This window comes from Paraburkholderia bannensis (genome assembly GCF_014200455.1).
Lineage (GTDB): Bacteria > Pseudomonadota > Gammaproteobacteria > Burkholderiales > Burkholderiaceae > Paraburkholderia > Paraburkholderia bannensis_A.
Genome location: NZ_JACHBW010000014.1, coordinates 100620 through 126334 on the forward strand (window position 1 = coordinate 100620; position 25715 = coordinate 126334).

Consider the following 25715-nt stretch of genomic DNA (forward strand, 5'->3'; position numbering starts at 1 on the left):
CTCTCTGGAGACATGTTCATGTTCAAGAAAAAGACTCTGCTCGCCGCTGCCGCTCTGACGATGGGATTCGCGCTCCAGGGCGCGCATGCCGCCGACAAGCAATTGAAGTCGATCGGCATCACCGTGGGTTCGCTTGGCAATCCTTACTTCGTGACCATCGTGCAGGGCGCGGAAGCCAAGGCGAAACAGATCAATCCGAACGCCAAAGTCACGGCCGTTTCCGCCGACTACGATCTGAACAAGCAGTTCACGCAGATCGACAACTTCATTTCGGCGCATGTGGACATGATTCTGTTGAACGCGTCCGATCCGAAGGCGATCGAGCCCGCTGTGCGCAAGGCGCGCGCCGCCGGCATCGTGGTGGTGGCCGTGGACGTGAGCGCAGCGGGCGCGGACGCCACCGTGCAGACCGATAACGTGAAGGCCGGTGAAATCTCCTGCGAATTTCTCTCGAAGAAGATCAACGGCAAGGGCAACGTGATTATCGAAAATGGCCCGCAGGTTTCCGCGGTGATCGATCGCGTGAACGGCTGCAAGCAGGTGCTCGCGAAATCGCCGGGCATCAAGGTGCTCTCCGACGATCAGGACGGCAAAGGTTCGCGCGAAGGCGGCATGAACGCGATGCAGGGTTATCTGACGCGCTTCCCGCAAGTGGCGGGCGTGTTCACCATCAACGATCCGCAGGCCGTGGGCAGCGATCTGGCTGCGAAGCAACTGCATCGCAGCAATATCGTGATTACGTCGGTGGACGGCGCACCCGATATCGAATCGGCTCTCAAGACGGATACGCTGGTGCAGGCTTCGGCAAGCCAGGACCCGTGGAAGATGGCGCAAACGGCGGTGAGCGTGGGCTACGACATCATGAACGGCAAGAAGCCCGCCAATCCGCTGATCCAGATGACGCCGCAACTCGTGACGCGCGATAACGTGGGCAGCTACAAGGGCTGGTCGTCGCAGCATTAAGCGCGGCGCGGGTCGAAGGTTTTACGCAAAAAGGGCGGCTTTCATAGCCGCCCTTTCGTTATTCCCGCAGCTTTACCGCAGTTTTACCGCAGCTTTACGACAGCACCGCATCCTTCGTCGTCACGCGGCGCGGAATGATCTTGAGATCATAGAACGTATCGGCGATCTTCTGCTGTTCCGCGATGACGCCCGCGGCGATCGGCCGGTATTCATGCGCGTAGTGCGAAAGACCAATCTGAATCGTTGCGGCGTCAAGCCCCTGAATCGGCGCGAGTTTCGCGGCGGCGGCGGCCGGATTCGCACGCACCCACTGCCCCGTCTTGCCGAGTTCGTCCAGCGCGACATTGAGCGCGTCCTTGCGCTTGATGGCAAATTCGCGCTGGCTCAGGAAGAACTGATGATGGCTGGCCACGCCGCTCGCGTCCGCCAGCAGTCGTGCGCCGTCCTGCGATTCCACTGCTGCGAGGAACGGGTCCCACACGGCCCAGGCGTCGATCGAGCCGCTTTGCAGCGCCGCGCGCGCATCGGCGGGTGCAAGGTACACGGGCTGAATATCGGTCAGCGCGATGCCGTGCTTTTGCAGCAGCGCGACGATAAACCAGTGCACGTCCGAACCGCGATTGAAGCCGATTTTCTTGCCCTTGAGGTCGGCGACCGATTTGATCGGCGACTGCTTCGCGACCACCACGCCTTCCGCGTGCGGCGTCGGCAATTCATAGGCCGTGTAGACGAAATCCGCGCCTGCGGCCTGCGCGAACACAGGCGGTGCTTCACCCACATAACCGAAGTCGATCGCCCCCACATTCAGCCCTTCGAGCAATTGCGGGCCTGCCGGGAATTCGGTCCACGAGACCTTGATGCCTTGCGGCGCGAGGCGCTGTTCGAGCGTGCCGCTGGCCTTGAGCAGCACGAGCGTGCTTGCGGCTTTCTGATAGCCGATACGGAATTGATCGGGTTGATATTTGGCCCAGGCAGGCAGCGCGGCGCCGGCGAGCGTGGCGCCAAGCGCGGCGAGCAGGGTGCGGCGACGTTCAAAGCGAATAGGGTTATTCATGGCTAAAGCGTAGCGTGACAGTGCAATGGAAGGTGCAAAAAATGCTACCTGTCACGCCGCATGAGCAGAAGTAACGAATCGCGCTAAGCAAATGACGCTGCGGGGATAGCGGTTTCGACGTTAATGCGCCGGATACAGCAAACGCGTCAAACGCACTCGATACGGTTGCGGCCGCCCTTCTTCGCGCGATAGAGCGCGACGTCGCTGCGCGAGAGCGTGATCTCGGCGCTGGCGTCATCGACCCGCAACGGCGTCACGCCAATGCTCACCGTGAGCGCCACCGCGCCTTCCTGCGCGCGCAGCGGCGCCTGCGCGATGCAGTCCTGAATGCGGCGCGCGACGATGCACGCGCCGTCCAAATCCGCGCCGCTGAGCAGGATCGCAAACTCCTCGCCGCCGATGCGCCCCGCCACGTCGCCACCATGCAGATGGTTGCGCAGCACATCGGCAAAATGGCGCAGCGCTTCGTCGCCGACCGCATGGCCGAAGCGGTCGTTGATCGATTTGAAGTGATCGAGGTCGCACATCATCAGCGCGCATTGCGGGCTGCCCGTGCGCCGCAACAGCACGAGTTGCGCGTCGAGACGGGACATGAAATGTCGCCGGTTCGCGAGGCGCGTGAGGCCGTCGGTCGTGGCAAATTCCTGCAATTCGGCTTCGATGCGCTTGCGTTCCGTGACATCCGTGATGAAGCCGTGCCAGACCGTCGATCCATCGTCGCGGCGTTGCGGCCGCGCATCGCCCTGACGCCAGCGCAGTCCTTGCTGTGGCAGCCGCACGCGATATTCCAGATGCCAGGGCGCGAGCGTGGCCGCCGATTCCGCGAGCGAGGCGCGCCAGGCGTCGATATCGTCGGGATGGATCAGCGCGTCGATGCCGGCGGCGTCGCTGGCCACCTGCTCCGGCGTCAACTCGTAGATCTCGCGGATGCCCGCACTGGCGTACGGAAACGAGGTGTGCCCGTCGGGCTCCCGGCGACACTGGAACACGAGACCCGGCACTTCATTGGTGAGATTGGTGATCAGATTGACCGATTCGCGCAGGCGTTCGGCCATTTCGCGCATCGAGGTCACGTCGGTCGAGGTGCCCACCATGCGCAGTGCGCGGCCATCGGCATCGCGCGCCGTGACCTTGCCGCGGCTGCAGATCCATTTATAGCTGCCGTCCTTGCAGCGGATGCGGTGTTCGACTTCGTACTGGTCGGTTTTGCCCTCGAAGTGCGCCTGCATGGTCGCCTGGACGTAGGCGAGGTCTTCGGGATGCAGACGAAGATAGCTGTCTTCAATGCGGCTCGTGATTTCGTCCTCGGCGTAACCGAGCATCGCCTTCCAGCCCTTCGAATAGCGGATCTCGCCCGTCACCACGTTGCGGTCCCAGATGCCCGTGCCACTGCCCGCGATCGCCAGCGCCAGCAGCCGTTCGCGCTCGCGCAGCGAGGCCAGTTCGGCGTGCAGGTCCGTTTCGGTCTGACTTGTCTCGCGCGTCTTGTCGGAAGGCGTCGTAAGCGCGGCGATCATGCTAGCGAAGTCGTCGAGGCTGGCGCGCTGCGCCGCCGTCAGTTCGCGCGGCGCGGGGTCGAGCAGACACAGACTGCCCAGCGCATCGCCGTTCGGGCCGGTGAGCGGCCAGGCGGCCACGAAGCGGTATGGCAGCGCGCTGACGCGTGACAGACATGCCTGCCACGCAGGGTCGGAGCCCAGATCGTTGACGACGAGCGGCGCGCCACTCCCTTCACTCGAATGACGATCATTGATGCGCTTCAGTTCCTGCAGCGCCTCGCACAACGTCGCATCCACGCCCGCGCCCAGCCGCTCGCGCCCGTCCACAGTGGCGCCGGGCAACAGGCAGGCGGCAGCCACGCCAAAATGACGGGCTGCCAGCCGCATCAGCGCGTCCAGCAATGGATCGCCTTCGGCCCGACCCACCCGCCCGTCGTTGCGCGAACCACGACCGGGCGCGACCGCAGGGACAGGCGGCGCAAGCGCGGCTTCGGCAGGCGACGGAGTGGCAGACATGACACGCGTTCAGGCTGAGGAATCGAGCGGCTAGTATATAGCGCGCGAAATTAACCGCAATGCATGATCCGTCGGCAAAAAAATCATCAAAAAATCGGTTGCATTAAAGGCGATTTAAAGGCTGGACGATTCAGCGGTGCTAACGATCCACCGGCCCGCGCAGGCGGAACACCCACCAGCCCAGCAGCACCGTGAATCCGGCCACGAGCACCACCATCAGCCAGAAGCCGTGATGATTTTCGGCGAGTGGAATACCGCCCACGTTCATGCCGAAAAAACCCGCGACGATATTGATCGGCAAAGCCAGCACCGTCACCAGCGTGAGCGTAAAGAGCGTACGGTTGTTCTGTTCTTCGAGACGCGCGCCGATCTCTTCCTGCAACAGCTTGATGCGTTCGACCAGCCCCGCCATATCGCCCAGCACGAGCGTGAATTCTTCAGTGGTTTCGCGCAGATCCTGCATATCGGCGATCTGCAGCCAGCGCGGCGGCCGCGCGAGCAGGCGGAACACGGCGCCCGGCTCGGGCGCGAGCATGCGTTGCAGGCGCACCAGGATGCGGCGCATGGCGGCAAGATCGTGGCGGCTGCCGAAGCGGCGCGAGGCGAGAAACTGGTCCTCGGCGCGATCGACATCGACGCTCGTGCGCCGCACGATCTCCACCATCAGATCGGCCTGGTCGCGCAACAGGTGAATCAGCAGATCGGCGGGCGAGCGGAAGGTTTCGCCGTTGCGCACATCGCCGCGCAGACGGTCGATGGAACGCAGCGGCTTCATGCGCGCCGTCACCAGCAGACGTTCGTGCGTAAACGACCAGAGCGTGGCGATCTGCGAGGGCGTGAGTTCGAAATCGAACATCACGTCGTTGACGACGGCATAGAGCGCGCCATCCACCTGCTCGATGCGCGTGGAGTGCGAACCCTCCACCAGCATCTCGAAGAAGCTTTCCGGCAGGTCCAGATGCGCGCGCATCCACGAGGCGCTCGCGGCATGCGCGAGATTGAAGTGCAGCCAGTAGAACGCGCCGTCGTGGGCTTGATCCTGCTGGCCGCCCTGCAGCGCGGCGAGCACATCTTCGCCCTTGACGGGCTGGCCCGGCTCGCCTGGCATGAAGCGGAATCCGCAGATCAAGCCCGACATGTCGGCGCCGTAGGTTGCAATGGACGAAGCGAGATCCATGGTCAGGTGGCCGTTTAATCGGCGCAAGCATGCCATATCCGCGCTTTTGCAGGCAAGCGCGCGCTTTCGTTCGTCCGACACACCCATGACATATTGACCGCGTTGCCGCACCGGTTTGCGTCGCTTCGTAAGCGATGCGCAGCCGCCCCGCTCAAACCCACACGTCGTTCTGCGCCGTGCGGCCGCCTTGCGCGCCGTCGCCGGTATTGAGCACGCCGCGTGGCTCGATCAGCAGCAGTTTCACTTCGGCGGGCGCGCTGGGCTTGTGTTCGACGCCCCTGGGCACCACGGCCATCTGCCCCGCGCGCACCACGAGGGTTTCATCGCCATTAGGACCGCCGCGAATGCCGATGTGCAGTTCGCCTTCGAGGACGATAAACGTTTCGTCGGTATCGGCGTGGCAATGCCAGAGAAAATCGCCCAGCAGTTTGACGACCTTGAACTGATAGTCGTTCATTTCGGCGACCACGCGCGGCTGCCAGTGCCCGTCGATCTGCGCGATCTTGCTGATGAAATCAATCGTCTGGGCCTGGCCGCGCGTGGCGGGCTGCGTGTGCAGGGAAAGTGACATGGCGAACTCCGTTCAATAAACCGATGACGCCAAGCGTAGCCGCGCCTGCGCCGCCCGTATTGAACGATCGTGGCGATTCGACCTTCAGCCGCGTGCGACCCGCTGCCAGGTTCCCGGCGTCATGCCGAAGGCCTTGCTGAAATGGCGCGCCATGTGGCTCTGGTCGGCGAAACCCGCCGCCGCCGCCGCGTGAGACAGCGCCGTGCCGGCCAGCAGCATGCGCCGCACTGCGTCGAGCCGGCGCATCGTCAGGTAGCGGTACGGGCTCGTGCCGTAAAAGTGACGGAAATCGCGCGACAGACTCCAGCGGTCGCGCCCCGTCAGCGCTTCCAGTTCCTCCAGCGCCACCGTGCGCGAACAATGCTCGTGCAGGAATTCGCGCGCACGGCGAGCCGCACGATAATCGCCAGCCGATGAAAGCCGGCCCGTGCCCGTGATCGCCGCCAGCGAATGGATGAATTCGCTCAGCGCGTCGTTCTGTTCGAGCGGTTCGAGCGTATGGCTCATCTGTTGCAGCAAGGACTCGGTGGCCGCCGACAGCCGCGGATCGGTCGTCAGGCCGCCTTCCAGAAACGGCAGCGCACTGCCGCTTAGCGCGTCCTGGAAGACCGAAGGCTGCACGTAGATCATGCGGTACTGGAAGCCCTCGCCCGTGCCGGCCTGGCCGTCGTGCGGTTCGTCGGGATGCAGCACGATGGTGTGGCCCGGCAGGCTGTCGCATTGTCCGCGCCGGTAGTTGAAGCGCTGCACGCCCGCCAGCGTGCGGCCGATTGCGTAGGTGTCGTGGCGGTGCATCGCATAGGCTTTGCCGTGGAAAAACGCTTCGATGCGCTCAACGCCTGCGATCGGCTCGGCGCGCTCGACCCAGTCGGGGCCGACGCGGTTGCGGTGTCGGTTCATGAAATCGGCGAATGAAAGACCGGCCGCCAGGCGACCGTTGCCGACGATTGTGGCACGATGCGCGGCCATCGGCAGGCATTGACTCCGCGTGCGGCAATAGTGGCGCCTTATCCGCTGCCCGATTGCGCATTCCGCTCGCCAAAGCCCTCCACTCGACGCAGCCCTGGACGCCCGCCAGCAAGCACGCGCCGGAACCGCCCCGCACGCGCGGCAAGCGGATGCAGGCGGCGCGCGTGGTGATGGGCCAGAAAGGCATTGCGGGTACGGCTATTAACGAAATCACCGCGGAGGCGGGCACTGCATTATTCGACGAAAAAGTCACCGGCGAAGTGTTTTGCAGTCCAGAGCGTGCGCGCGTGGTCGGTGTGCTGTCGCCATGCAGGGCGAACGTGAATCAGGTCCCAGGCGGCTATCTGATCGAGGAAAGCGTGTGAGGCTTCAACTCGGCCATCTATCACGCCAACTGCGACTTGCTGGGCATTGCGCTCGACACTTTCCCGGAATTGCTGCCACGCCGCCGCATCCAGTACACGGGGTACAGCATGGTGCGCAAACTGGAGAGCGAATAAACCTCGCTTCGATTCACCATTCCGATCAATCCGTCGCCTGCAAGACGCGACGAAAAAACGGCATCCGGAAACGTTTCCAGTTGCCGCACGCGCTTTTCGACCGGCCCGATGCAAGCGGCGCTGCAACGAGCATGCGGCATACCCAACGTTCGCGTAAGGGCATGTAAGGCGAACCCACCCGCCGCCAATCCGCGAGCCCATTCGATTCGCCGTTCTACAGCACGAATCCGCCATTCAATGCGTATTTTTGTGTGCTACGGGACAAACCCTCCCCCAACTCCGTGCGCAGTATGACTACACTTATTTTCGTCGGCAGCGCTCGCCGGCACGATGACTACTGGAGGTGTGCTGTGCCCCGCCTGATCCCCGCCTGCACCTCGCGCCCCGCCGCCGCGCTTGCTGTTCTTTTCGTCGGCACTGTCTGCCTCACCGTTCATGCAGGCACCCCTGCGCAGGCCGCCAAAGCATCCCAGGCGGCGCAGGCGTCTGATCAATCCGCTGCCGATCAAGCCGCCGCCGAGAAACATCCCGCCGCCTCGCCCGCAGCGATGGCGACGCCGGACTTCTTCGCGCTGGCCGACCGTTACGGTCCGGCCGTCGTGCACGTGATCGCGCGCGGCGGCGACGATCAGTCGGCGCCGCCCGAGCAGGAAGCGATCGACAACGACGATCCGTTCACCGCTTTCTTCAAGCGCACGCCGCGACCGCCCACTGCGGTCCAGACGCCAGGGCAGACCCAAGGTCAGGTCCAGAGTCAGGCCCAGAGTCAGGCCCAGAACGGCGGCGAACCGCGCGTGATGACGGGCAGCGGCTCGGGCTTCATCGTGAGCCCCGACGGCGTCGTGCTCACCACCGCGCACGTGGTGGACAACGCCCAGCAAGTCACGGTGCAGCTGACCGACAAGCGCGAGTTCAAGGCGGAGGTCGTCGCCGTCGATCCGCAGAGCGACGTCGCCGTGCTGCAGGTGAATGCGCACGATCTGCCGAGCGTGCCGCTGGGCGATTCGTCGAAATTGCGCGCGGGCGAACCGGTGCTCTCGATCGGCTCGCCAGACAGTTTCCAGAACACCGTGACGACAGGCATCGTCAGCGCGGCTTCGCGCACGCTGCCGGACGGCAATACGTTCCCCTTCTTCCAGACCAATGTGGCCGTCAATCCGGACAACTCGGGCGGACCGCTCTTCAATCGCTCGGGCGAGGTGGTCGGCATCGACGTGCAGGTCTACGCCGACCGCGACAGTTATACGGGACTGACCTTCGGCATTCCGATCGAAGCGGCAAACAGGTTCCGCGCGCAATTACAGGCGGCGCGCAAGACCGGCCCGGCAAATCAGCCCGATCAGGCCGACCCGGCCAACGCGGCGGCGGGTCCCACGCGCACTTTCGGCATGCAGGTAGAGGACGTGAGCCCGGGACTCGCGGCGGCGCTCGGCTTGCCGCATGCGGGCGGCGCGCTGGTCGACGCCGTGGATGCCGATTCGATCGGCGCGGCCGCGGGCGTGAAAGCGGGCGACGTGATCGTGCAGGTTGGCGAGCAGCAGGTGGACAGCGCGGCGACGCTCGCGAGCCAGCTCGCCGCCGTGCCGCCCGCCACGCAGACGCCGCTCAAGGTGATCCGCAACCGTCGGCCGATGCTCACGCGCTTCTCGAACGCGGCGCTCGATACGAAGCCCACGCGCACCGCCAAGGCGGCGATCACGGCCAGGAACGTCAAACCCTTGCATGCTGCTCCGCCAGCCCAGGCTGCTGACCAAACCGCCGCTTCGGTCGATCAGGCCGACGCCGCCGATGTGCAGGACGCCGCCGCCCCGGCTCCACGCGACGCGCGCGCCGTGGCCACCGTCACCGCCGATACGGACGGCGTCGCGGTCACACGCGTGAGCACCTCGGCGAAGATGGCCAAGCCCGCGCCCGTCCACAGTACGGCTGACCGGCTCGGCCTCGTCAGCCATGCGCTGAGCGAAGACGAACGCCGCTCAAGCGGCTTGCCGCTCGGTTTGATGGTGGACGCGGCAAGCGGCCCGGCCGCGCGCGCGGGCGTGCGCCCGGGTGACATCGTGCTGTCGCTCAACGACACGCTGGTCGAAACGCACGACCAGGCCGTCGCGCTCGAAGCGAAGGCGACGCGCAGCATGGCCCTGCTTATCCAGCGCAATAACGCGCGCAGTTTCGTCGACGTCAAATTGCAATGACGATATGGCCCGATGCCACTTCGGGCCATATCACACACTCCGCTACAAAGCCGCTACAAATCCGGACGGAATAACTCCCAGGCTGGTGCGTTCTTATCCATGCAGGCAGCGTCGAAACGAAGCCGATTCATCTGAACCGGCTCGATCGGCGGCTGCCGCGAGACCACACCATCTTATGAGGAGTTCGAAATGTCTATCCGCCGCGTATTGATCGCCACACTCGTCGCCGCCGCTTCCGTGGGCGCTGTCACCGAGGCATCGGCACAAGGTCTCACCCGCGAAGAAGTGCGCCAGCAATTGATCGAAGCCGAGGCCAACGGCTCGCGCTTTGTCACCGATACGTCTTATCCCGACGTCAGCCCCGTGTTCGCCCAGCAGGTTGAGCACGCCGCGCCAGCCCATGAAGCGAGCGGCATGGGCATGCCCCCAGCCGGCAAGAGCGATGCGGGCGCGCCGCCGACGGCCTGCGTCGGCCCGGCGAGCTACTGCAATATCTATCAGGGAAGTTGACGCCTCGATGTCGCCAGGCAAAAGCGTACAACGCCGAAACCCCGCTCATTGCGAGCGGGATTTCGGCGTTGGCATGCGAAAAGGTTTTTGATTGCGCCGCGCCGCTGCGCGGCCAGAAGTCAACGCAAGGTCAACGAGAAGTCAGCGCGAAGTCAACGAGAGGTCAGCGAGAAGTCAACTGCGCATAAACATCGTGCGAAAGTTGCAGCAGCACCTTGCGGTCGATGCCGCCCGACAGCGCGTAACCGAAGTCCCCGTCGATCCAGTAGAACACGCTCACGGGACCGTCTTCGTAAAGCTTGAATGCGGTGGTATTGCTGCTTACCTTGCGATGCGAGATGCACAGCGTCACGCGTTCGCCTTTCGCGTTGCGATACATGAACTGCGCGACATCGCCGTCCGGCCCCGGCAGCAAACGCCCGCCCATCAGTTCGAAACCGCTGCGCGACAGCATCGGCGGATGCACATCGGTGCCGAGCCGGTTGGCGAGCCATTGCACGAAATCCTGCTCCTGGCGTGCGCCCATCGTATCGGGGCGCTGGACTTCGGGCATATAGACCACATGCGCGAGCGCGGCTTCGTGAACGAAGTTCATGGTCGAGTCCGCGCTGACACTGCGCAGCGCCGCGTGGGTCGCCGCAACGTCGCCGCCATTCATCATGTCCGCCCCATAATGCGTGCCCCAGCCGATGCCGATACCCACCACCAGCGCCGCCGCAAAACCCGCGAACTTCGGCCAGTTGGCGGCCTCGCGCGGGTGATGCCTGACGGGACGCGGCGTCGCTGCCGCACGGTCGTCGGCAGCAGAATCCGACACCAGATCGCGCAGTCTCGCCGGCACCGGCTCGCTCAGCACGCGGTCGTAACGCTCGTGCAGCAGGCTGTTCAGCGAGAAGAAGTCGCTGGTGCGCGCCGCGAGTTCGGGGTTGCGTTCGAGTTCGCGCTCGACATCGGCGCGACGGGCTTCGGACAACGTGCCATCCACGTAGGCGTGGATCTCGTCTTCGGTCACGGGAAGTTGTTGCTCGCTCATCGCACCACCTTCAGGTTCGCACGCGGGACGGTTCCGGCCATCAGCGCCCGCAGGCGCTCCCGGCCTCTCGACAGCCTCGACATCACGGTGCCGATCGGCACGTCGAGCGCCAGCGCCACGTCGGCGTAACTCATTTCCTCCAGCCCCACCAGCAGGACGACTTCGCGCTGCTCGACCGGCAGGCGCTGCAAGGCGAAGTCGAGATCGCGCACTTCGAGCGTGCCGGTCTGGGTGGCGGGAACCGCGTAATCGGTTTCGGGCACGCTGTCGTCATCGACGGAGACATGCACGCCGCGCGCCGCCGATTTGCGCACCTGGTTCACAAACAGGTTGTGCATGATCGTGAATAGCCAGGCGCGCAGATCGGTGCCGGCGCGAAACAGCTCGGTGCGCGCGAGCGCGCGTTCGAGGGTGTCCTGCACCAGATCGTCGGCCAGTTCGCGGTTATTGATCAGCGCGCGGGCATATCGCCTCAGTCGCGGTACGTGTTCAATCAGCTCGTCACGGATGTCCATGTTCCATCCTTGTGTGCCCTCTCATTGCCGGGGTTGCGCGTCCCCGCGCGTATCCACGTTCGATCCGGTTTGTGCAATGTTTTGCGGCTCCCTCTCCATTTGCAGAGTCGCGGCGTCGGCGGCCCGCATCAGTCCGTGCGTGCGCGCGTTGCCCGCCAGCACCCAACGTTCGCCGTGCCCGATCCAGCCGATCAGGCGCAATCCGCCTACCCGGCGCGCGCTCCACTGCGGCGCATCGCGCTCGAACCACGCGCGCGTGGCGAGCAGCACGACCGGCTCCCCTTCGGCGTTCAGATAAGTCCAGCGTTGCGCGCGCGCGAACGGGCCGAGTTCGATCGTGCCCGACGCCACGAAGCGCAGGCCCACGGCGCTCAGATCGAACGGTGCAGGCCCGGCGGCGTGTGCGCCGGGCGCAAGCGCGTCGGCCACGGTGTCCGAAGCGCCTGAGGTGCCCGAGGTGCCTGAAGTCCCTGATCCCGGCGCATTTCCGCCGCCGGCTTCCATCAGCGCCATCACCGCTGCGTTGTTGAGCGCCTGAACACTGGGCTCGGATATCGCCAGCCACGCCAGCGCAGCGCCCGCCAGCGCGAGCGCCGCCATGAAGGCGGTCAGGCCGCGCCGCAGCGCACGCGAACGCGGCAACAAAGCCGGTCGCATCGACGCCATTTCGGACGCAACACCTGTTAGCGCAGCTTCGCCGAACGAGCGCCGCATCTGCGCATTGAGCCGTCGATAGAACAGGATCCGATGCCATTCGCCGGGCCGCCGCGCCAGATAGCGGCGCACGCGCGCCACCCGGTCGCTGGGCAGCGAGCCGTCGGTGTAGGCCTGAATATCGGCCTCGGAAACCGGCCGCTCGTCGGGCGGCCCCTGCGGAACCATGATCGTCGCGTGAATAAATGGGGACGATGGGCTAACGCGCGGCCAGCGCGCTTATTCCAGCAGAGCCAGGAAGATTTTTAAGGGCGAGATGATGGGCCTTTGACCGGCAACTGGCAACTGGCAACTCGCAAGTGGCCCAGATTGCACACCCGCTCAGCTGCGCGCCGTCACTTCGTTCGAGAACGCCACGCGGTTGCGGCCTTCGCGTTTGGCCCGATAAAGCGCGGCATCGGCTTCCTCGATCAGCGCTGTTTCGGCCAGCCCCGCCGACGGCGTCAGCGTCGCCACGCCCACGCTGATCGTCAGATGTTCGCTGACCTTCGATCCTACGTGCGGCAATTGCAGCGCCGCCACGTCGCGGCGCATTTTCTCCGCCATCAGGCGCGCGAACGCGCTGCCCGCGCCCGGCATCACCACCGCGAATTCCTCGCCGCCGAAACGCGCCACCAGATCGCGCGGCTGGCTCACCTCGCGGCGGATCGTGGTTGCCACGGAGCGCAGCACGTTGTCGCCCGCCACGTGGCCGTAGGTGTCGTTATAAGGCTTGAAGTAATCGACATCGATCATCAGCAGCGAGACTTCGGTGTTCTCGCGCTGCGCGCGCCGCCATTCCGCGCCGAGGAATTCGTCCAGATAGCGCCGGTTCGACAGCCCCGTCAAACCGTCCGAATGCGTGAGGCGGCGCAGTTCCAGATTCGCCCGCAGCAATTCCTGTTGCGAGCGGCGCAGCGCCCGGTAGGCCTCGTCGCGCTGAAGCATATTTACATAGGATCGCGAATGATATTTGACTCGCGCGATCAGCTCGATGCTGTCGGGCAGCTTGACGAGGTAATCGTTGGCGCCCGCCGCAAAAGCCGCGCTCTTGATCGCGGGCTCTTCCTTGGTCGACAGCACGATGATCGGCACGTCGCGCGTGGCGTCATTGGCGCGGTAGGCGCGCACCAGCGTGAGGCCGTCGGTGCCGGGCATCACGAGATCCTGCAGGATCACGGTCGGGCGCACCTGCTCGGCCATGCCCACGGCCTGCTCCGGATGCGAGCAATAGTGAAAGTCGATTTCGCGCTCGCTCGACAGTGCGCGCCGCACCGCCTCGGCGACGATCGCCTGATCGTCCACCAGCAGCACCATCATGGGCACATCGGCCGCGCCGGGCAAAGGCTGCTCAAGCGCCGTGCGCACGGCCTCCAGCGCGCCTTCGAGCGAAGCCTCGTCGGGCCCGCCTTCGGTCAGCGCAGCGTCAGGCGCGGATGAATCGTTCGGCTTCTCGGTCATGATGTCAGTCGCTTGGTGTATCCAGTATCGATGCGTGCGCGTCGGGCGAAGTTCCGGCAAGGGCGGCTATGCGTTCGGCATCATGCGGCGCGCGGCGTGCCCAGACGCCTCACCAGCTCGGTCGCGATGTCGGGCAGCGGCAGGATCGCGCGCGCGGCGTCCAGTGCCGCAGCCGCCTTCGGCATGCCGTACACGGCGCTGGTCGCCTGGTCCTGGGCGATCGTGTAGCAGCCCTTCGCGCGCAGCGCCTTCAGACCGATCGCGCCGTCGCGACCCATGCCCGTAAGCAGCACGCCGATGGCCTCGCCCCGCCAGTTCTCGACCACGCTATGGAAAAACGTGTCCACGGAGGGGCGGTACGGCGTCTCGGCAGGCTCGCGAGTGTAAGCCAGCTTGCCGTTTGCTGTCATGCGCAGGTGATCGTTGGTCGCCGCCAGCAGCGCCTCGCCCGGAGTCGGACGGTCGCCTTCACGGGCGATGCGCACCTTGAGCGCGGTCTGCCCGTCGAGCCAGTCGGCCATGCCCACGGCAAACGACTGGTCCACATGCTGCACGATCACGATGCCAGCGTTCAGCCCGGCAGGCAGCGCGCCCAGCACGCTCGCCAGCGCCGTCGGTCCGCCCGCCGATGCGCCGATCGCCACCAGCGGCGCCAGCACGCCAGTCCCCGCAGCGAGCGCCGCCGGAGCGCGCGTCGCTTCGGTCACGCCATTCACGCGGCCAATCTGGTCGATCTTGGCGAGCAGCAGGTCCATGGTGCTGCGCGCGTCCGCGCCCGCCAGCGTGGGGGTATCGACAGCATCGAGCGCGCCCGCGCCCATCGCCTCGTACACACGCCAGGCATTCGCGCCCACGCTGCTCGTGACGATCAGGATCGGGCACGGCGAGCGCGCCATGATGCGCCGCGTCGCCTCCACGCCGTCGATTTTCGGCATCACCAGATCCATGAGGATCACGTCGGGCTGCTGCGCCGCGCAGAAGTCGACGGCCTGCTCGCCGTCGGCCGCCACCCATAGCACGCGATGCCCGGGCCGCGCCGCAATCGCATGGCGCAGCGCCTCGACCGCGAGGGGCATGTCGTTCGCGATACCGATGTTCATCAGGTCGCCTCTCCGATCAAATCGTTCACGGCGTCGAGCAGCGCTTCGTCGTGGAAGCTGCCCTTGGTCAGGTAGTAATCGGCGCCGGCGTCGAGGCCGCGCCGCCGGTCGTCTTCGCGGTCCTTGTACGAGACGATCATCACGGGCACGTTGCGTTGATGCGGGTCGCTACGAATCATCGTGACGAGTTCGATGCCGTCCATGCGCGGCATGTCCACATCGGTGATGACCAGGTCGAACTGGCCGTTGCGCAGCGTGTTCCAGCCATCCATGCCGTCCACCGCGACCGTCACCGCATAGCCGCGTTTTTCGAGCAGCTTGCGCTCCAGCTCGCGCACGGTCAAGGAATCCTCAACCACCAGAATACGCCGGCGTTCGCGCGCGGCGGTGCTCGCCCTGCGCGTGACGCCCGCTAGCTGCCCTTCGCGCACGAGGCGCGCCACCGAAGCGACGATATCCTCGACATCGACGATCAGCGTCACGGTGCCGTCTTCGAGCAGCGCGGCGGCCGCCACGTTGCGCACCTTGCCGACGCGCGCATCGAGCGGCTGCACCGCCAGCGTGCGCTCGCCCGCGAAGCCGTCGACGGCGATGCCGTAGAACGCCGCGTCGTGGCCCGTGCCGTCGCTGATGAGCAGCACGCTCACATCGCCCGACGCGTTCGCGGCCGCCGTGGCGTCGCTCGCGCCGAGCAACTGGCGCGCGGTGACGAGGCCGATCGGCCGCCCTTCGTGGACGATATGCTGCTGGCCTTCGAGCATGTCGATGGACTCGCGCGGCACGCGCAGCGCACGCCGTACATGCGCGAGCGGAAACGCGTAAGCCTCGCCCGCGACATCGACGATCAGGCTGCGCACCACGGAAAGCGTGAGCGGCAATTGCAGCACGAAGCGCGTGCCGCGCCCCGCCGCGCTTTCGATGCGCACCGTGCCGCGCACCGCCTTGGCGAAGTTCTGCACGGCGTCGAGGCCCACGCCGCGCCCGGACACATCGGTCACGCGCTCGCGCATCGAAAAACCCGGCAGCAGCAGGAACTCCAGCAACTCCGGCTCGGACATGGTTTCAACCGCATCGGCCTGCGCGAGGCCGCGCGCCACGATCGCGCGCTTGAGCGCGGGCAGGTCCACGCCCGCGCCATCGTCGGCCACGGTGATCAGCAGCTTGCCCGCGCTGTGCCGTGCTTCGAGCGTGAGGCTCGCTTCTTCCGGCTTGCCGAGAAGCCGACGTGTGCCGGGATCTTCGATGCCGTGATCGAGCGCGTTGCGCAGCAGGTGGCCCAGCGGCGCGTCGAGCATGTCGAGGATGTCGCGGTCGACCTGGGTGTTCTCGCCTTCGATGACGAAGCGCACGCGCTTGCCGAGCGAGCGCGCGAGGTCGCGCACGATGCGCGGATAGGCGTGCGCCGTATCGCTGAACGGGCGCATGCGGCATTCGAGCGCCGAATCGTAGAGGCGTTGCGCGAGCTGGGTGCCGCGCCGGTCGATGCGATCGAGGTCGTCGAAGCGTTCGGCAAGCTGGCCGCCGAGCGCGGATAACTGCTCGCGGATCGCGGCGAGCGCCGCGCGCGCGTCGGGGCCGAGCGTATCGCCGTGGTGCTCGCTGAAGTTGCCGAGCGCGGCGAGCACGTCGCCCTGGGCGCGGCGCACGCGCAGCAGGCCGTTGGCGAACGGCCGCATGCGGCGCGACTCCACCAGCGATTCGCCCGCCAGACCCAGCAGACGTTCGAGCGTGCCGGCGCGCACCCGCAGCATGCGGTCGCCGTCGCGTTCGCGGCGCGCGGCGCCGGCCTGGGCTGCGGGCTGGGTGGCCGCTTCAGGGGTAACGGTGACTGCGGCGCTAGCTGCGGCGGCGGGGTCCGCAAACTCGCTGATCACCTCGCTGAAAGGTTCTGCCGGCTGCCGCGCTTCCTGCGGCGCTTCATTCGACGCTTGCACGCTGGCGAGACTCGCGGCGAGCAAGGCTTCCGGATCGAGCGGCGCCGACGGCTCAAGCGTGGCGGGAGCAGCCGATGCCGCGTTGCCGCTATTGACCAGCCGCTCGACAAAACCGTCCACCACGTCGCGCGCCAGCGGCGGCGCGCTCGCGTCGCCCGCCGCCATCAGCAGATCGATGCCGACCAGCAGCGCGTCGATGCGCCCCGCATCGACCGTCAGCAAGCCATGCTGCGCGGCGACGAAGCAATCTTCCATCGCGCTCGCCACGTCGACGGCCTCGGGCAGCCCGACGATGCGCGCCGCGCCCTTGAGCGAATGCGTCGCGCGCATGCAGGCTTCGAGCGTGGCGGCGTCGGCGGGCGTCGCTTCCAGCGCGAGCAGGCCCGCCGCGAGCGTGCGCGTCTGGGTTTGCGCCTCCTCGCGGAACAGGTCGAGCAGCGAGCGGCGGCTCAGTTCGTCATCGCTCATCGCAGGCTCCGGGTCAGTGCGCCAAACAGCGCATCGGGTTCGAGCACGCCTACCGAGCGGCCGCGCCACAGGAACACGCCGCGCACGTTGCGCCCTGCCGCGTGGGCCAGCGTGGCGGGTGCGGGCAGCCGTTCATCGGCGCCAAAATAGGCCACGCCTTCGACATCGTCGACCGGGAACGCCGTCATCTCGCCGTCCCATTCGGTGACGAGCAGGCGCGGCGTGGCGATGCGCGCGCCCTCGGACGCCGCGATCTGTGCGCTCGCATCGATGTGCAGCAGTTCCGCCAGCGACGCCGCGAGCGTGAGCACGCCGCGCACGTTGACGACGCCGAGCACCGCCTGGCTGCGCCGATGCGGCAGCGAGTGGATCGGCCGCGCTTCGCCCACGTAGCGCAGCGCGGTGGCCGGCAGCGCGAGCCATTCCGCGCCCACGCGGAACACCAGGGAACCGTCGCGACGCGCGGTGCTGGCCTGCGCCGCTTGAGTCAGGGGCGCGCCCTGCGCGCCTGAAGCGCTTGACGTGTGTTGCGCCGGGCGATCGAGCATGCGCGCGGCGGCCTGCTCGAACACCGGGCAATTGAGGCAGCGCACGTACTGCACGAGGCGCTCGCACGAGTTGTCGCCGCGCACGCCGATGCGGTTCCAGCAATCATCGAGCGGCGCGGCGTCAGGGCGGTGATCGTCACGCATTGGCGTCTCCCGGGCCGCGCGGCGATGCGCGTTCGGCACGGCGCATCAGGCGGCGCGCGCCGTCGGCGTCGCCCTGCACTTCGAGCAGCGTGGCCAGATGCGTGAGCGCCTCGTAGTGGCCAGGCTCCAGATAAAGCGCCTTGCGATAGTGGCCGAGCGCAAGCGCGGCTTCGCCCTGCGCGTCGGCGATGAGCCCGAGCAGATACCACGCTTCGGCGTCGTCGGGCGCGCTCTGGGCGTGCTGCGCGGCGGCATGCGCGGCGGCGTCGAGCGAACCGGCATCGGCCAGGCGGCGGGCCTCGGCGAGAGTGGGAGTGTCCGGCGTGCCGGGGATTTCAGCCCTGGCAGGCGTTGCCTTCGGCGCAGCGAAAACGGGCGTGGCGAATGGCGTCGCTGGACGCTTCATGGTCTGCGTCACAGACGGCTTCACAGACGGCTTCACAGTCGGCCTCACGGCCGCTTTCACGCCCGGGTTCACGGCCGCGTTCACGGCGAACTGCACAGGCAGCGCCGCCGCGCGCGCGGCCGGCACGCCATGCAGCGGTCTGAGCGCTGCGTGCAGCGATCTCTGCGGCGCGGCGTCAGGGCCGCCCCGCACGTTTTTTGCCGATCCCCCCAGCGCAGCGGCAGCGTGCGCCCCCTCGCCGCCCGGCCAGCGAAACCCGAACGCCAGCGGAATCTGCGCCGAGGCGAATTCATGGCGGATCATCAAGCCCGTCTCCGCCGGGCCGACGAAGATCATCCCGCCATCGGCGAGACGCGCGCGCAGCAGGCCGATCGCGCGGTCCTGCGCCTGGCGGTCGAAATAGATCAGCACGTTGCGGCAAAAGATAAAGTCGTAGCGCACGGGATGGGCGGCCAGCCACTCGAACAGATTGGCGCGCTCGAAGTGCACGGCGCGCTGCACCGCGTCGGCCAGTTGCCAGCCCTGCGGCGTGGCGTGGAAATAGCGCTCGCGAAACTGCAACGCATCGCCGCGAAACGCATTGCGGCCATAGAGGCCGCGCGCGGCTGCCTCGATCGAGGCCGAACTGATGTCGATGGCATCGATGCCGAACTGTTCGTGCGTGAAACCCGCGTCCAGCAGCGCCATGGCCGCCGAATACGGCTCTTCGCCCGTCGAGCACGGCGCGCTCAACACGCGCAGCACTTCGCCGGGGTGCGTCACGCGCCGCTCCATGCCGCCGCGCGCGAGCGCGTTAAAGGCTTCGCGTTCGCGGAAGAACCAGGTTTCGGGCACGACCAGCGTGTCAATCAGCGCCTGGCGTTCCGCGACGGTGGTCGTGAGCAAGCTCCAGTAGACGTCGTGCGCCGCGTCGCCGTTCACGGCTTGCGGTGCGACCGTCGCTGCCGCGCGCGCCGCCACGGCGCGGGCGAGCGCGTGGGCGCCGAGCGATTCGGCGTCGATGCCGGTTTCCTCCAGCAGCCAGTTCGCGAAGCGCGCAAGACTCATGGCGCGCGCTCCGTCGGCAAACCGCCGGCCACGGCGTCTTCACCACCCTGCCACGTGGGCGGATCGGGGAACAGCAGCGCGCGCACGCGCGCGTCGAGCAACTGATCGACCTTGACCCATTGCACGAAGCCATGCGCATCGCGTGCGACGGGCCCGAGCCAGCGTGCTTCGGGCGTGGCGATGCCGCCATCGGCAAAATCGCCGGGCGCAAAGCTCTGGGTGCGCGTCGCGCATTCGAGCAGCAGCGCGAGGCGGCGCGGCTTCAGCGTCTGCGGATCGGCGCGGTCGTTCACCAGCACGAGGCGCGTGGACATCAGCGCATGCGCGGGGCGGCCGAGCGCCAGCTGCGCCATATCGACCACCGGCGCCGGCGCGCCTTCATGATCGATCACGCCCGCGATGAACGGCGGCGTGCCCGCGAACGCGCGCACCGGCTGCAAGGGCAGCACGCGCACGATTTCGCGCGCGTCGAGCGCGTAGCGTTCGCCGTCCAGCTCGAAGACGAGAAAAAGCATCGGCGCTCCGTTCAGGGACAAGCCGGACTCAGTTGGCTCAACGATCGGCCCAACGATCGGCCCAACGATCGGCCAAAAATCACGCTTCGATCCGGAAACGCGAGACGCCCGTACGCAGTTCGTTGGCCACAAGCGTGAGATTGTCGATGGCCTGCGACGACTGGCGCAGCGACTCCGCCGTCTGCTGCGCGGCCTCGGACAGCTGCGTGAGCGCCTGGGTGATCTGCTCGGCGCTGGTGGCCTGGGCCTGCATGCCGTCGTTGACCACCTGGAAGCGCGGCGCGAGCGTTTGCACCGCACCGATGATCTGCGAAAGCTGCACGCCCACCGCCTGAACGTCGTGCATGCCGCGCCGCACTTCCTCGGCGAACTTGTCCATGCCCATCACGCCCGCCGACACCGCCGACTGGATTTCCTTGACCGTCTGCTCGATATCGAAGGTCGCCACCGCGGTCTGGTCGGCAAGGCGGCGGATTTCGGTCGCCACCACGGCGAAGCCGCGGCCATACTCGCCAGCCTTTTCCGCTTCGATGGCGGCGTTCAGCGAGAGCAGATTGGTCTGGTCCGCCACCTTGGTGATGGTCGCCACGACCTGGTTGATGCTGACGGCCTTCTCGTTGAGGATCGCGAGCTTGGCGTTCACCGAGCCCGCCGCCTCCATCACGCTGCGCATGGTGTCTTCCATGTGCGTGAGGCCGCTCTGACTGTTGGAGGCCAGCCCCGCCGACTGTTCGGCGACGGTCGCCACTTCGCCCATGGTGCGCACGAGATCGCGCGCAGTCGCGAAAATTTCGCGCGAGGTCGCGCCGATTTCGGTGGTGGTGGCCGCCGTTTCGCTGGCCGTGGCCTGTTGCTCCTTCGACGTGGCGGCCACTTCCGCCACCGAGGTCGTCACCTGCAGCGACGACTTCTGCGCCTGCGCAACCAGGCTCGCGAGTTCGTCGCTCATGCGGTTGAAACCGTCTTCCAGCACGCCGAATTCGTCGCGGCGGCCCAGATCGAGACGTTGCGTGAGATTGCCCATACGCATGGCGTCGTGTACTTCGACGAGGCGCGCCATCGGCCGGGTGATCGCGCGATGCAGCGTGTAGCCGGTCGCCAGCGCCGCCAGCAGCACAATCCCGAGCGCGCTCGCCAGCGTGATTTCCGTGCCCGTGACCGAAGTGCGGATGGTCGCGGCGGAAAAGTCGGCCTGCTTGCGGTTTTCCTCGACGAGCGTGTTGGCGGAGGCGACCACCTCGCGCCATGCGGCGTCCAGTTGCACGAAGTCGGTCTGCGCATCGCTGCGTTTGGCCGGCAGGTCGTGCACCACCGTCATCAACTGCGGCAGGAAGCGGCCGTAAGCATCGCGAAAGTGTTGATAGCGGGCGCGGTCGTCGGCACGGTAGATGGTCGCTTCGTAGTGGGAGGCGGCTTGCTCCACCTGGCTTAACGCGGCGGGCAGTTGCCCTAGCACGCGCTCGATGCCGGCGGCGTCCGGCTCGACGAAGGCGGCGCGCTCGACAAGCGTATAGGTCTGGTTCGCGGCGGCGCGCACCGAGGTCGCGTAGAACAGGCCCGGCACGGAATCGTGCGTGAGGCTCAAGGCTTCGTCGTCGATGGCGCGCAGGCGCTCCCACGAGATCGCGGCCGTCGCCAGCATCAGCACGAACAGCAAGCCGAAGCTAAGGACGATGCGCGTACCGAGTGTGTAGCGACCCTGGGTCTGACGGGGCAGTCCGGCTGAACCGGTACGGGGCATGGCTGTGCTCATTACGCGTGGGCTTATCCGGTTGGCGTGAACCGGCGCCGGGCGCGCACAACGGCGTCAGACCGAAAAAACTCGGCGAACGGATTGCGGGCGGGCGCACGGCGCGGGCAAGGCCCGCGCATGCGGGCTTCCGGGCCGTAGTGTAATGCGTTTGCGCACTTTTATGGGATGAGGGAAGTCGGGGATAGGGTAGCGACGCCGCGTGCCGATAACCCGGCGCGGCGCCGCTGCGCCGCCATCGGCGCCATCTTGCAGCGGATTTTCGGGACAAATCCGTCACGCCGACTTGCGCACGAAGCGCGTCACGGCGTCCACCACCATCTCGCGATGGCGCGCGCGCAGACGCGGATGCGAGGGATCGCGCCCGAACGCCGCGCCGAAGGTATGGCGGTTGCCCACGCGATGGAAACACATCGAGCTGATCAGCAAATGCAGGTCGATGGGATCGATGTCTGCGCGGAACACACCCGCGCTCACGCCGCGCGCGAGCAGGTCTTCGATGGTGCGGATCACGCTGGCGTTGCGGCTGCGGAACGTCTTGAGCCGCTCGATGTACTTCGCGCCGTGGATGTTCTCGATGGTCACGAGACGCACGAAGTCGCGATGGCGGTCGTGATAGTCGAAGGTGAATTCGACCAGACGTTGCAGCCCTTCATCCGGACTGAGCTCGTCGATGTGCAGGTCTTGTTCCAGCGCGCGGATGTCACCGTAGACCTTGTCGAGCACCGCTTCGTACAGCCCTTCCTTGCTGCCGAAGTAGTAATACAGCATGCGCTTGGTGGTGTTGGTGCGCTCGGCGATCGCGTCGACGCGCGCGCCCGCGAGGCCCATTGCCGAAAACTCGGCGGTTGCCACATCGAGGATATTGCGTTTGGTCTGCTCGGGATCGTACTTGCGCCGGCTTTCGGATTGAGCGTCGTTACGTTCGGCCGAAGCCGCCGGTCTTGCCATAATTATTGTGTGGACCGCAAGTAAGGAGGGATGCGGCTGATTCTAGCATGGCCCTTGCCGGGCCTTACCCGGCTGGGCGGCCCGCTCGTGCGCAGCGGGCCGCCCTCGCATCGACGTTCGAATCAGAGCTCGATACGTTTGATATCGCCCACGATAAAGATGTACGACGCCGCGCCAATCAGCGCAATCGTGCCGATGAAAGCCAGCGCCCAGACGAACGAGCCCGTCGCGCCCACGATCATGCCCACCACCAGCGGCGTGATGATGCCCGCGAGGTTGGCGGCCAGGTTGAAGATGCCGCCCGTGAGGCCCAGCATCCCTGCCGGTGCGATATCCGACACCAGCGTCCAGCCCAGCGCCGCCATGCCCTGGGCGAAGAACGCCACCGAAAGAATCACGATCACCGCGACGTTGCTTTCGACGAAGTTGGCCAGAATGATGCTCGACGCCAGCAGCAGACCGGCGATGATGGGCAGCTTGCGCGCCACGTTGGCCGAGACGCCGCGGCGCAGCATCCAGTCCGAGAACGTGCCGCCGAACATCACGCCAATCGAAGCGGCAATGAACGGCATGATCGCGAAGAAGCCGATCTTGAGCCAGCCCATGTGGCGCTCGGTGGCCAGGTAGGTCGGGAACCACGTGAGGAAGAACACCAGCGTCGAGTTGCCGGCGAACTGGCCGAGGCAAATGCCCGCGAGCTGGCGCTTGCGCAGCAGCTTGCCGGCCATGCGCCAGTCGAAGCCGCCCTTGCCCTGCTTGCCTTCATTACCGGCCTGTTGTGCCGCTTCCACCTTGCGCTCGTACCGGGCCAGACCGCCGCCGGCCTCGATATAGTCGAGTTCCGCACGGTTGGCCGCCGGGTGATCGTGCGGCTCCCGATAGAACGCCCACCAGACGAAGCCGAAGGCGATGCCCACGCCGCCCACCACATAAAACAGCGAGCGCCAGCCATACGCGCCCATCAGCGCGAACAGGAACGGGCTGAAGAACGCCAGGCCGATATACTCGCCCACCGTATAGGTGCCGGTAGCGAAGGCGCGTTCGTGCTGCGGGAACCAGGTTGCCACCACGCGGCTATTGGTCGGAAAGCACGGCGATTCGGCCGCCCCCAGCCCCAAGCGGCAGGCAAAGAGCGCACCGACGCTGCCGATGAAGCCCTGCACCAGCGTGCAGAGCGACCAGAGCGTCATCGACAGGAAATAAGTGACCTTGCTGCCGAAACGGTCGAGAAACACGCCACCCGGGATCTGCGCAACCACATAGCTCCACGAAAAAGCCGAGAACACGAGGCCCATCAGCGCGGCATTGATGCCCAGTTCCTTCGTCAGCTGCGGCGCGGCGATGCCCAGCACCGTTCGGTCCAGGTAATTGATCATCGTGCCGATCGCGAGCAAACCAAGGATGCGGTAACGCGCTTTCGTGCGGCGCAGCGCGCCCTGTGCGGGTGCGGCAGCGACGCCAGGCGCGTCGCGCCCCGTGGATACGGGTGGTGCCATTTCTGTCTCCTGATCCTGAGTGCCTGTGGAAGGCTCGTTGTGGTCTTTGTGGTGTTGCTGTATTAACCGGCGTCTTGCGCGAGCATCGCCTGCAGATGCGCGTACATGCGCTCGGCATCGGGTTCCATGCCCGTGAACAGCCGGAACGCGTCCACGGCCTGGTACACCGCCATGCCGCCACCGCTGAGCGTGCGGCAGCCGCGCGCCTCGGCGGCTTCGAGCAGCGCCGTGCGAATCGGGAAATACACGATGTCCGCGACCCACAGGCCCGCGTGCAGATACCCGGCGGGCAGCGGCAGGCCGGGCAGCTTGGCCATGCCGGTGGGCGTGCAGTGAATCAAACCCGTGGCGCCGGCGAGCGTCGCTTCGAGCGTGGCGCTGCTGCCCGCGCTCACCCGCGCGGCGGGGAAACGCGCCTGCAGTTCGGCGGCGAGGGTCGCTGCGCGATCCGCATCGACGTCGAACAACGTGAGCGCGCGCGCGCCCATCTGCAAGGCCGCATGCGCGACCGCTGCGCCCGCGCCGCCCGCGCCCAGTTGCACAACGGATTCGAGCGACACATCGGGCAGGCCGCGCTTGAACGCCGTGGCAAAACCCGACCAGTCGGTGTTATGGCCAATGCGCTTGCCGTCGCGAAACAGCACCGTGTTCACCGCGCCCAGCGCGCGCGCATCGTCCGAGAGTTCGTCGAGTAGCGGAATCACCGCCTGCTTGCACGGATACGTGATGTTCAGGCCGTCGAAGCCCGCTCGCTGCGCAGCGAGCAGCAGTTCCGGCAGGTTGTCGATCGTCAGGCCGAGCGGATCGAGGTCGAGGCGGCGATACACATAGTTGTAGCCCAGTTCGCGGCCCTCTTTCTCATGCATCGCGGGTGTGAGCGACCCGCCGATGCCCTTGCCGATCAATCCGCACAGAAAGGAGCGCGGCTTCAGTTCGTTGTTCTGCGCGCTCATTGCGCCTCCTTCCTTGCCGATGCGGTTTGCGCTGCGAGCAACGTGGCCATGCGCTCAAGCGCGAGCACATACCCCTGCGTGCCGCAGCCTACGATGATTCCCGATGCCACTGCCGAAACGAACGAGTGATGCCGGAACGCCTCGCGCCGATGCACATTGGATATATGCACCTCGATCACGGGCTTGGCGATCGCCGCGAGCGCATCGGCGAGGGCAACCGATGTATGCGTGTAAGCAGCGGGATTAATGACGATGCCGTCGATCCGGCTGCGCGTTTCGTGCAGCCAGTCGATCAGTTGATGCTCGGCGTTCGACTGACGAAAGTCGATCGCGAGGTTCAGACGCGCGCCCGCCTCGCGGCAGCGGTTCTCCACATCGCCCAGCGTTTCAGTCCCATATATCGCGGGTTCCCGCGTTCCCAGCAGATTCAGATTCGGCCCATTGAGGACCAGTACCGACGGCAATTGCATTACGCGCTCCACTACGACGTCTCGACAGGCGCGGTCTTTGCGCTCGATCGCACTGCATGGCTTCATGCATGCGGCCGATCGGCACACCCAACGCATGGCCGCCAGTGTGCCGCGCGCACGCCTGCCGGTCATCCTGGGGTTTCCCAGAATTTGTACTAACTAGTTAGTTTGGCTATTCTTGCGACACTCCTGCGGCGCGGGCCGACCCTGCCCCGGATCGCGAGTTCTATGCTTAACGTTATTGCCGCTGTATCGCCATCGTTGTCGCAACCGCTGTATC

22 protein-coding genes and 2 pseudogenes are annotated in these 25715 nt (G+C 66.2%); 4 read left to right on the forward strand and 20 right to left on the reverse strand.

Features of this window, described 5'->3' with window-relative positions:
* Positions 1–18 precede the first annotated feature (18 nt).
* Positions 19–963: an ABC transporter substrate-binding protein gene (locus F4827_RS23080; RefSeq protein WP_183727483.1), complete on the forward strand. Its 945-nt coding sequence runs from the start codon at positions 19–21 to the stop codon at positions 961–963.
* A gap of 94 nt (positions 964–1057) precedes the next feature.
* Here F4827_RS23080 and F4827_RS23085 read toward each other — a convergent pair whose 3' ends face one another.
* The 5 genes from F4827_RS23085 to F4827_RS23105 all read right to left on the reverse strand — a co-directional run bounded on the left by F4827_RS23085 (position 1058) and on the right by F4827_RS23105 (position 6680).
* Entirely contained in the window at positions 1058–2017 is a 960-nt protein-coding gene (locus F4827_RS23085; RefSeq protein ID WP_183727481.1) for a sulfonate ABC transporter substrate-binding protein, read from the reverse strand.
* Between the two features lie 146 nt (positions 2018–2163).
* Positions 2164–4032, reverse strand: coding sequence for a diguanylate cyclase (locus tag F4827_RS23090; RefSeq protein WP_260175381.1), 1869 nt, complete (start codon positions 4030–4032; stop codon positions 2164–2166).
* Positions 4033–4171: 139 nt separating this feature from the next.
* On the reverse strand, positions 4172–5209 hold the full coding sequence (locus F4827_RS23095) for a transporter (protein ID WP_183727479.1): 1038 nt from the start codon (positions 5207–5209) through the stop codon (positions 4172–4174).
* 151 nt (positions 5210–5360) lie between these two features.
* On the reverse strand, positions 5361–5780 hold the full coding sequence (locus tag F4827_RS23100; protein WP_183727477.1) for a cupin domain-containing protein: 420 nt from the start codon (positions 5778–5780) through the stop codon (positions 5361–5363).
* An 84-nt stretch (positions 5781–5864) separates the two neighbouring features.
* Positions 5865–6680, reverse strand: coding sequence for an AraC family transcriptional regulator (locus tag F4827_RS23105; protein WP_183727475.1), 816 nt, complete (start codon positions 6678–6680; stop codon positions 5865–5867).
* Positions 6681–6802: 122 nt separating this feature from the next.
* On the opposite strand from F4827_RS23105, the gene F4827_RS23110 reads away from it, so the two are divergent.
* The 3 genes from F4827_RS23110 to F4827_RS23120 all read left to right on the forward strand — a co-directional run bounded on the left by F4827_RS23110 (position 6803) and on the right by F4827_RS23120 (position 9951).
* The gene (locus tag F4827_RS23110; protein WP_183727473.1) at positions 6803–7114 is read left to right on the forward strand and encodes a hypothetical protein; all 312 of its coding nucleotides are present in this window, start codon (positions 6803–6805) and stop codon (positions 7112–7114) included.
* A gap of 485 nt (positions 7115–7599) precedes the next feature.
* A complete protein-coding gene (locus tag F4827_RS23115) occupies positions 7600–9441 on the forward strand; it encodes a trypsin-like peptidase domain-containing protein (RefSeq protein ID WP_183727471.1) in 1842 nt (613 codons plus the stop codon).
* A 189-nt stretch (positions 9442–9630) separates the two neighbouring features.
* Positions 9631–9951, forward strand: a complete 321-nt coding sequence (locus tag F4827_RS23120; RefSeq protein ID WP_183727469.1) for a DUF4148 domain-containing protein — start codon at positions 9631–9633, stop codon at positions 9949–9951.
* Between the two features lie 163 nt (positions 9952–10114).
* Here F4827_RS23120 and F4827_RS23125 read toward each other — a convergent pair whose 3' ends face one another.
* The 15 genes and pseudogenes from F4827_RS23125 to aroQ all read right to left on the reverse strand — a co-directional run bounded on the left by F4827_RS23125 (position 10115) and on the right by aroQ (position 25435).
* Positions 10115–10984: an anti-sigma factor gene (locus F4827_RS23125; protein ID WP_183727467.1), complete on the reverse strand. Its 870-nt coding sequence runs from the start codon at positions 10982–10984 to the stop codon at positions 10115–10117.
* A complete protein-coding gene (locus F4827_RS23130) occupies positions 10981–11499 on the reverse strand; it encodes a sigma-70 family RNA polymerase sigma factor (protein ID WP_183727465.1) in 519 nt (172 codons plus the stop codon). The genes F4827_RS23125 and F4827_RS23130 overlap by 4 nt, the downstream gene beginning before the upstream one ends.
* A 21-nt stretch (positions 11500–11520) precedes the next feature.
* Positions 11521–12381, reverse strand: a complete 861-nt coding sequence (locus tag F4827_RS23135; RefSeq protein WP_183727463.1) for an anti-sigma factor — start codon at positions 12379–12381, stop codon at positions 11521–11523.
* Positions 12382–12534: 153 nt separating this feature from the next.
* On the reverse strand, positions 12535–13653 hold the full coding sequence (locus F4827_RS23140; protein ID WP_183727461.1) for a diguanylate cyclase: 1119 nt from the start codon (positions 13651–13653) through the stop codon (positions 12535–12537).
* A gap of 80 nt (positions 13654–13733) precedes the next feature.
* Positions 13734–14753 carry a chemotaxis response regulator protein-glutamate methylesterase gene (locus tag F4827_RS23145; protein ID WP_183727459.1) on the reverse strand — a complete coding sequence of 340 codons (1020 nt, stop codon included), beginning with the start codon at positions 14751–14753 and terminating at the stop codon, positions 13734–13736.
* Positions 14753–17155: a hybrid sensor histidine kinase/response regulator gene (locus tag F4827_RS23150; protein ID WP_183727457.1), complete on the reverse strand. Its 2403-nt coding sequence runs from the start codon at positions 17153–17155 to the stop codon at positions 14753–14755. The genes F4827_RS23145 and F4827_RS23150 overlap by 1 nt, the downstream gene beginning before the upstream one ends.
* The gene (locus F4827_RS23155; protein ID WP_183727455.1) at positions 17152–17847 is read right to left on the reverse strand and encodes a chemotaxis protein CheW; all 696 of its coding nucleotides are present in this window, start codon (positions 17845–17847) and stop codon (positions 17152–17154) included. The genes F4827_RS23150 and F4827_RS23155 overlap by 4 nt, the downstream gene beginning before the upstream one ends.
* The gene (locus F4827_RS23160; protein ID WP_183727453.1) at positions 17840–19300 is read right to left on the reverse strand and encodes a protein-glutamate O-methyltransferase CheR; all 1461 of its coding nucleotides are present in this window, start codon (positions 19298–19300) and stop codon (positions 17840–17842) included. The genes F4827_RS23155 and F4827_RS23160 overlap by 8 nt, the downstream gene beginning before the upstream one ends.
* Positions 19297–19815 carry a chemotaxis protein CheW gene (locus F4827_RS23165; RefSeq protein ID WP_183727451.1) on the reverse strand — a complete coding sequence of 173 codons (519 nt, stop codon included), beginning with the start codon at positions 19813–19815 and terminating at the stop codon, positions 19297–19299. Before F4827_RS23165 ends, F4827_RS23160 begins: the two co-directional genes overlap by 4 nt.
* A 79-nt stretch (positions 19816–19894) precedes the next feature.
* Positions 19895–21064: pseudogene (locus tag F4827_RS23170) on the reverse strand (methyl-accepting chemotaxis protein); the annotation flags it as partial.
* Positions 21062–21568, reverse strand: a pseudogene (locus tag F4827_RS36010) (MCP four helix bundle domain-containing protein); the annotation flags it as partial. The pseudogenes F4827_RS23170 and F4827_RS36010, both read right to left, overlap by 3 nt.
* 273 nt (positions 21569–21841) lie before the next feature.
* Positions 21842–22516 carry a TetR family transcriptional regulator gene (locus F4827_RS23175; protein ID WP_183727447.1) on the reverse strand — a complete coding sequence of 225 codons (675 nt, stop codon included), beginning with the start codon at positions 22514–22516 and terminating at the stop codon, positions 21842–21844.
* A gap of 122 nt (positions 22517–22638) precedes the next feature.
* Positions 22639–24012 carry an MFS transporter gene (locus F4827_RS23180; RefSeq protein WP_183727445.1) on the reverse strand — a complete coding sequence of 458 codons (1374 nt, stop codon included), beginning with the start codon at positions 24010–24012 and terminating at the stop codon, positions 22639–22641.
* Between the two features lie 62 nt (positions 24013–24074).
* A complete protein-coding gene (locus F4827_RS23185; protein WP_183727444.1) occupies positions 24075–24965 on the reverse strand; it encodes a shikimate dehydrogenase in 891 nt (296 codons plus the stop codon).
* A complete protein-coding gene (gene aroQ / locus F4827_RS23190; RefSeq protein WP_183727442.1) occupies positions 24962–25435 on the reverse strand; it encodes a type II 3-dehydroquinate dehydratase in 474 nt (157 codons plus the stop codon). Before aroQ ends, F4827_RS23185 begins: the two co-directional genes overlap by 4 nt.
* Positions 25436–25715 lie beyond the last annotated feature (280 nt).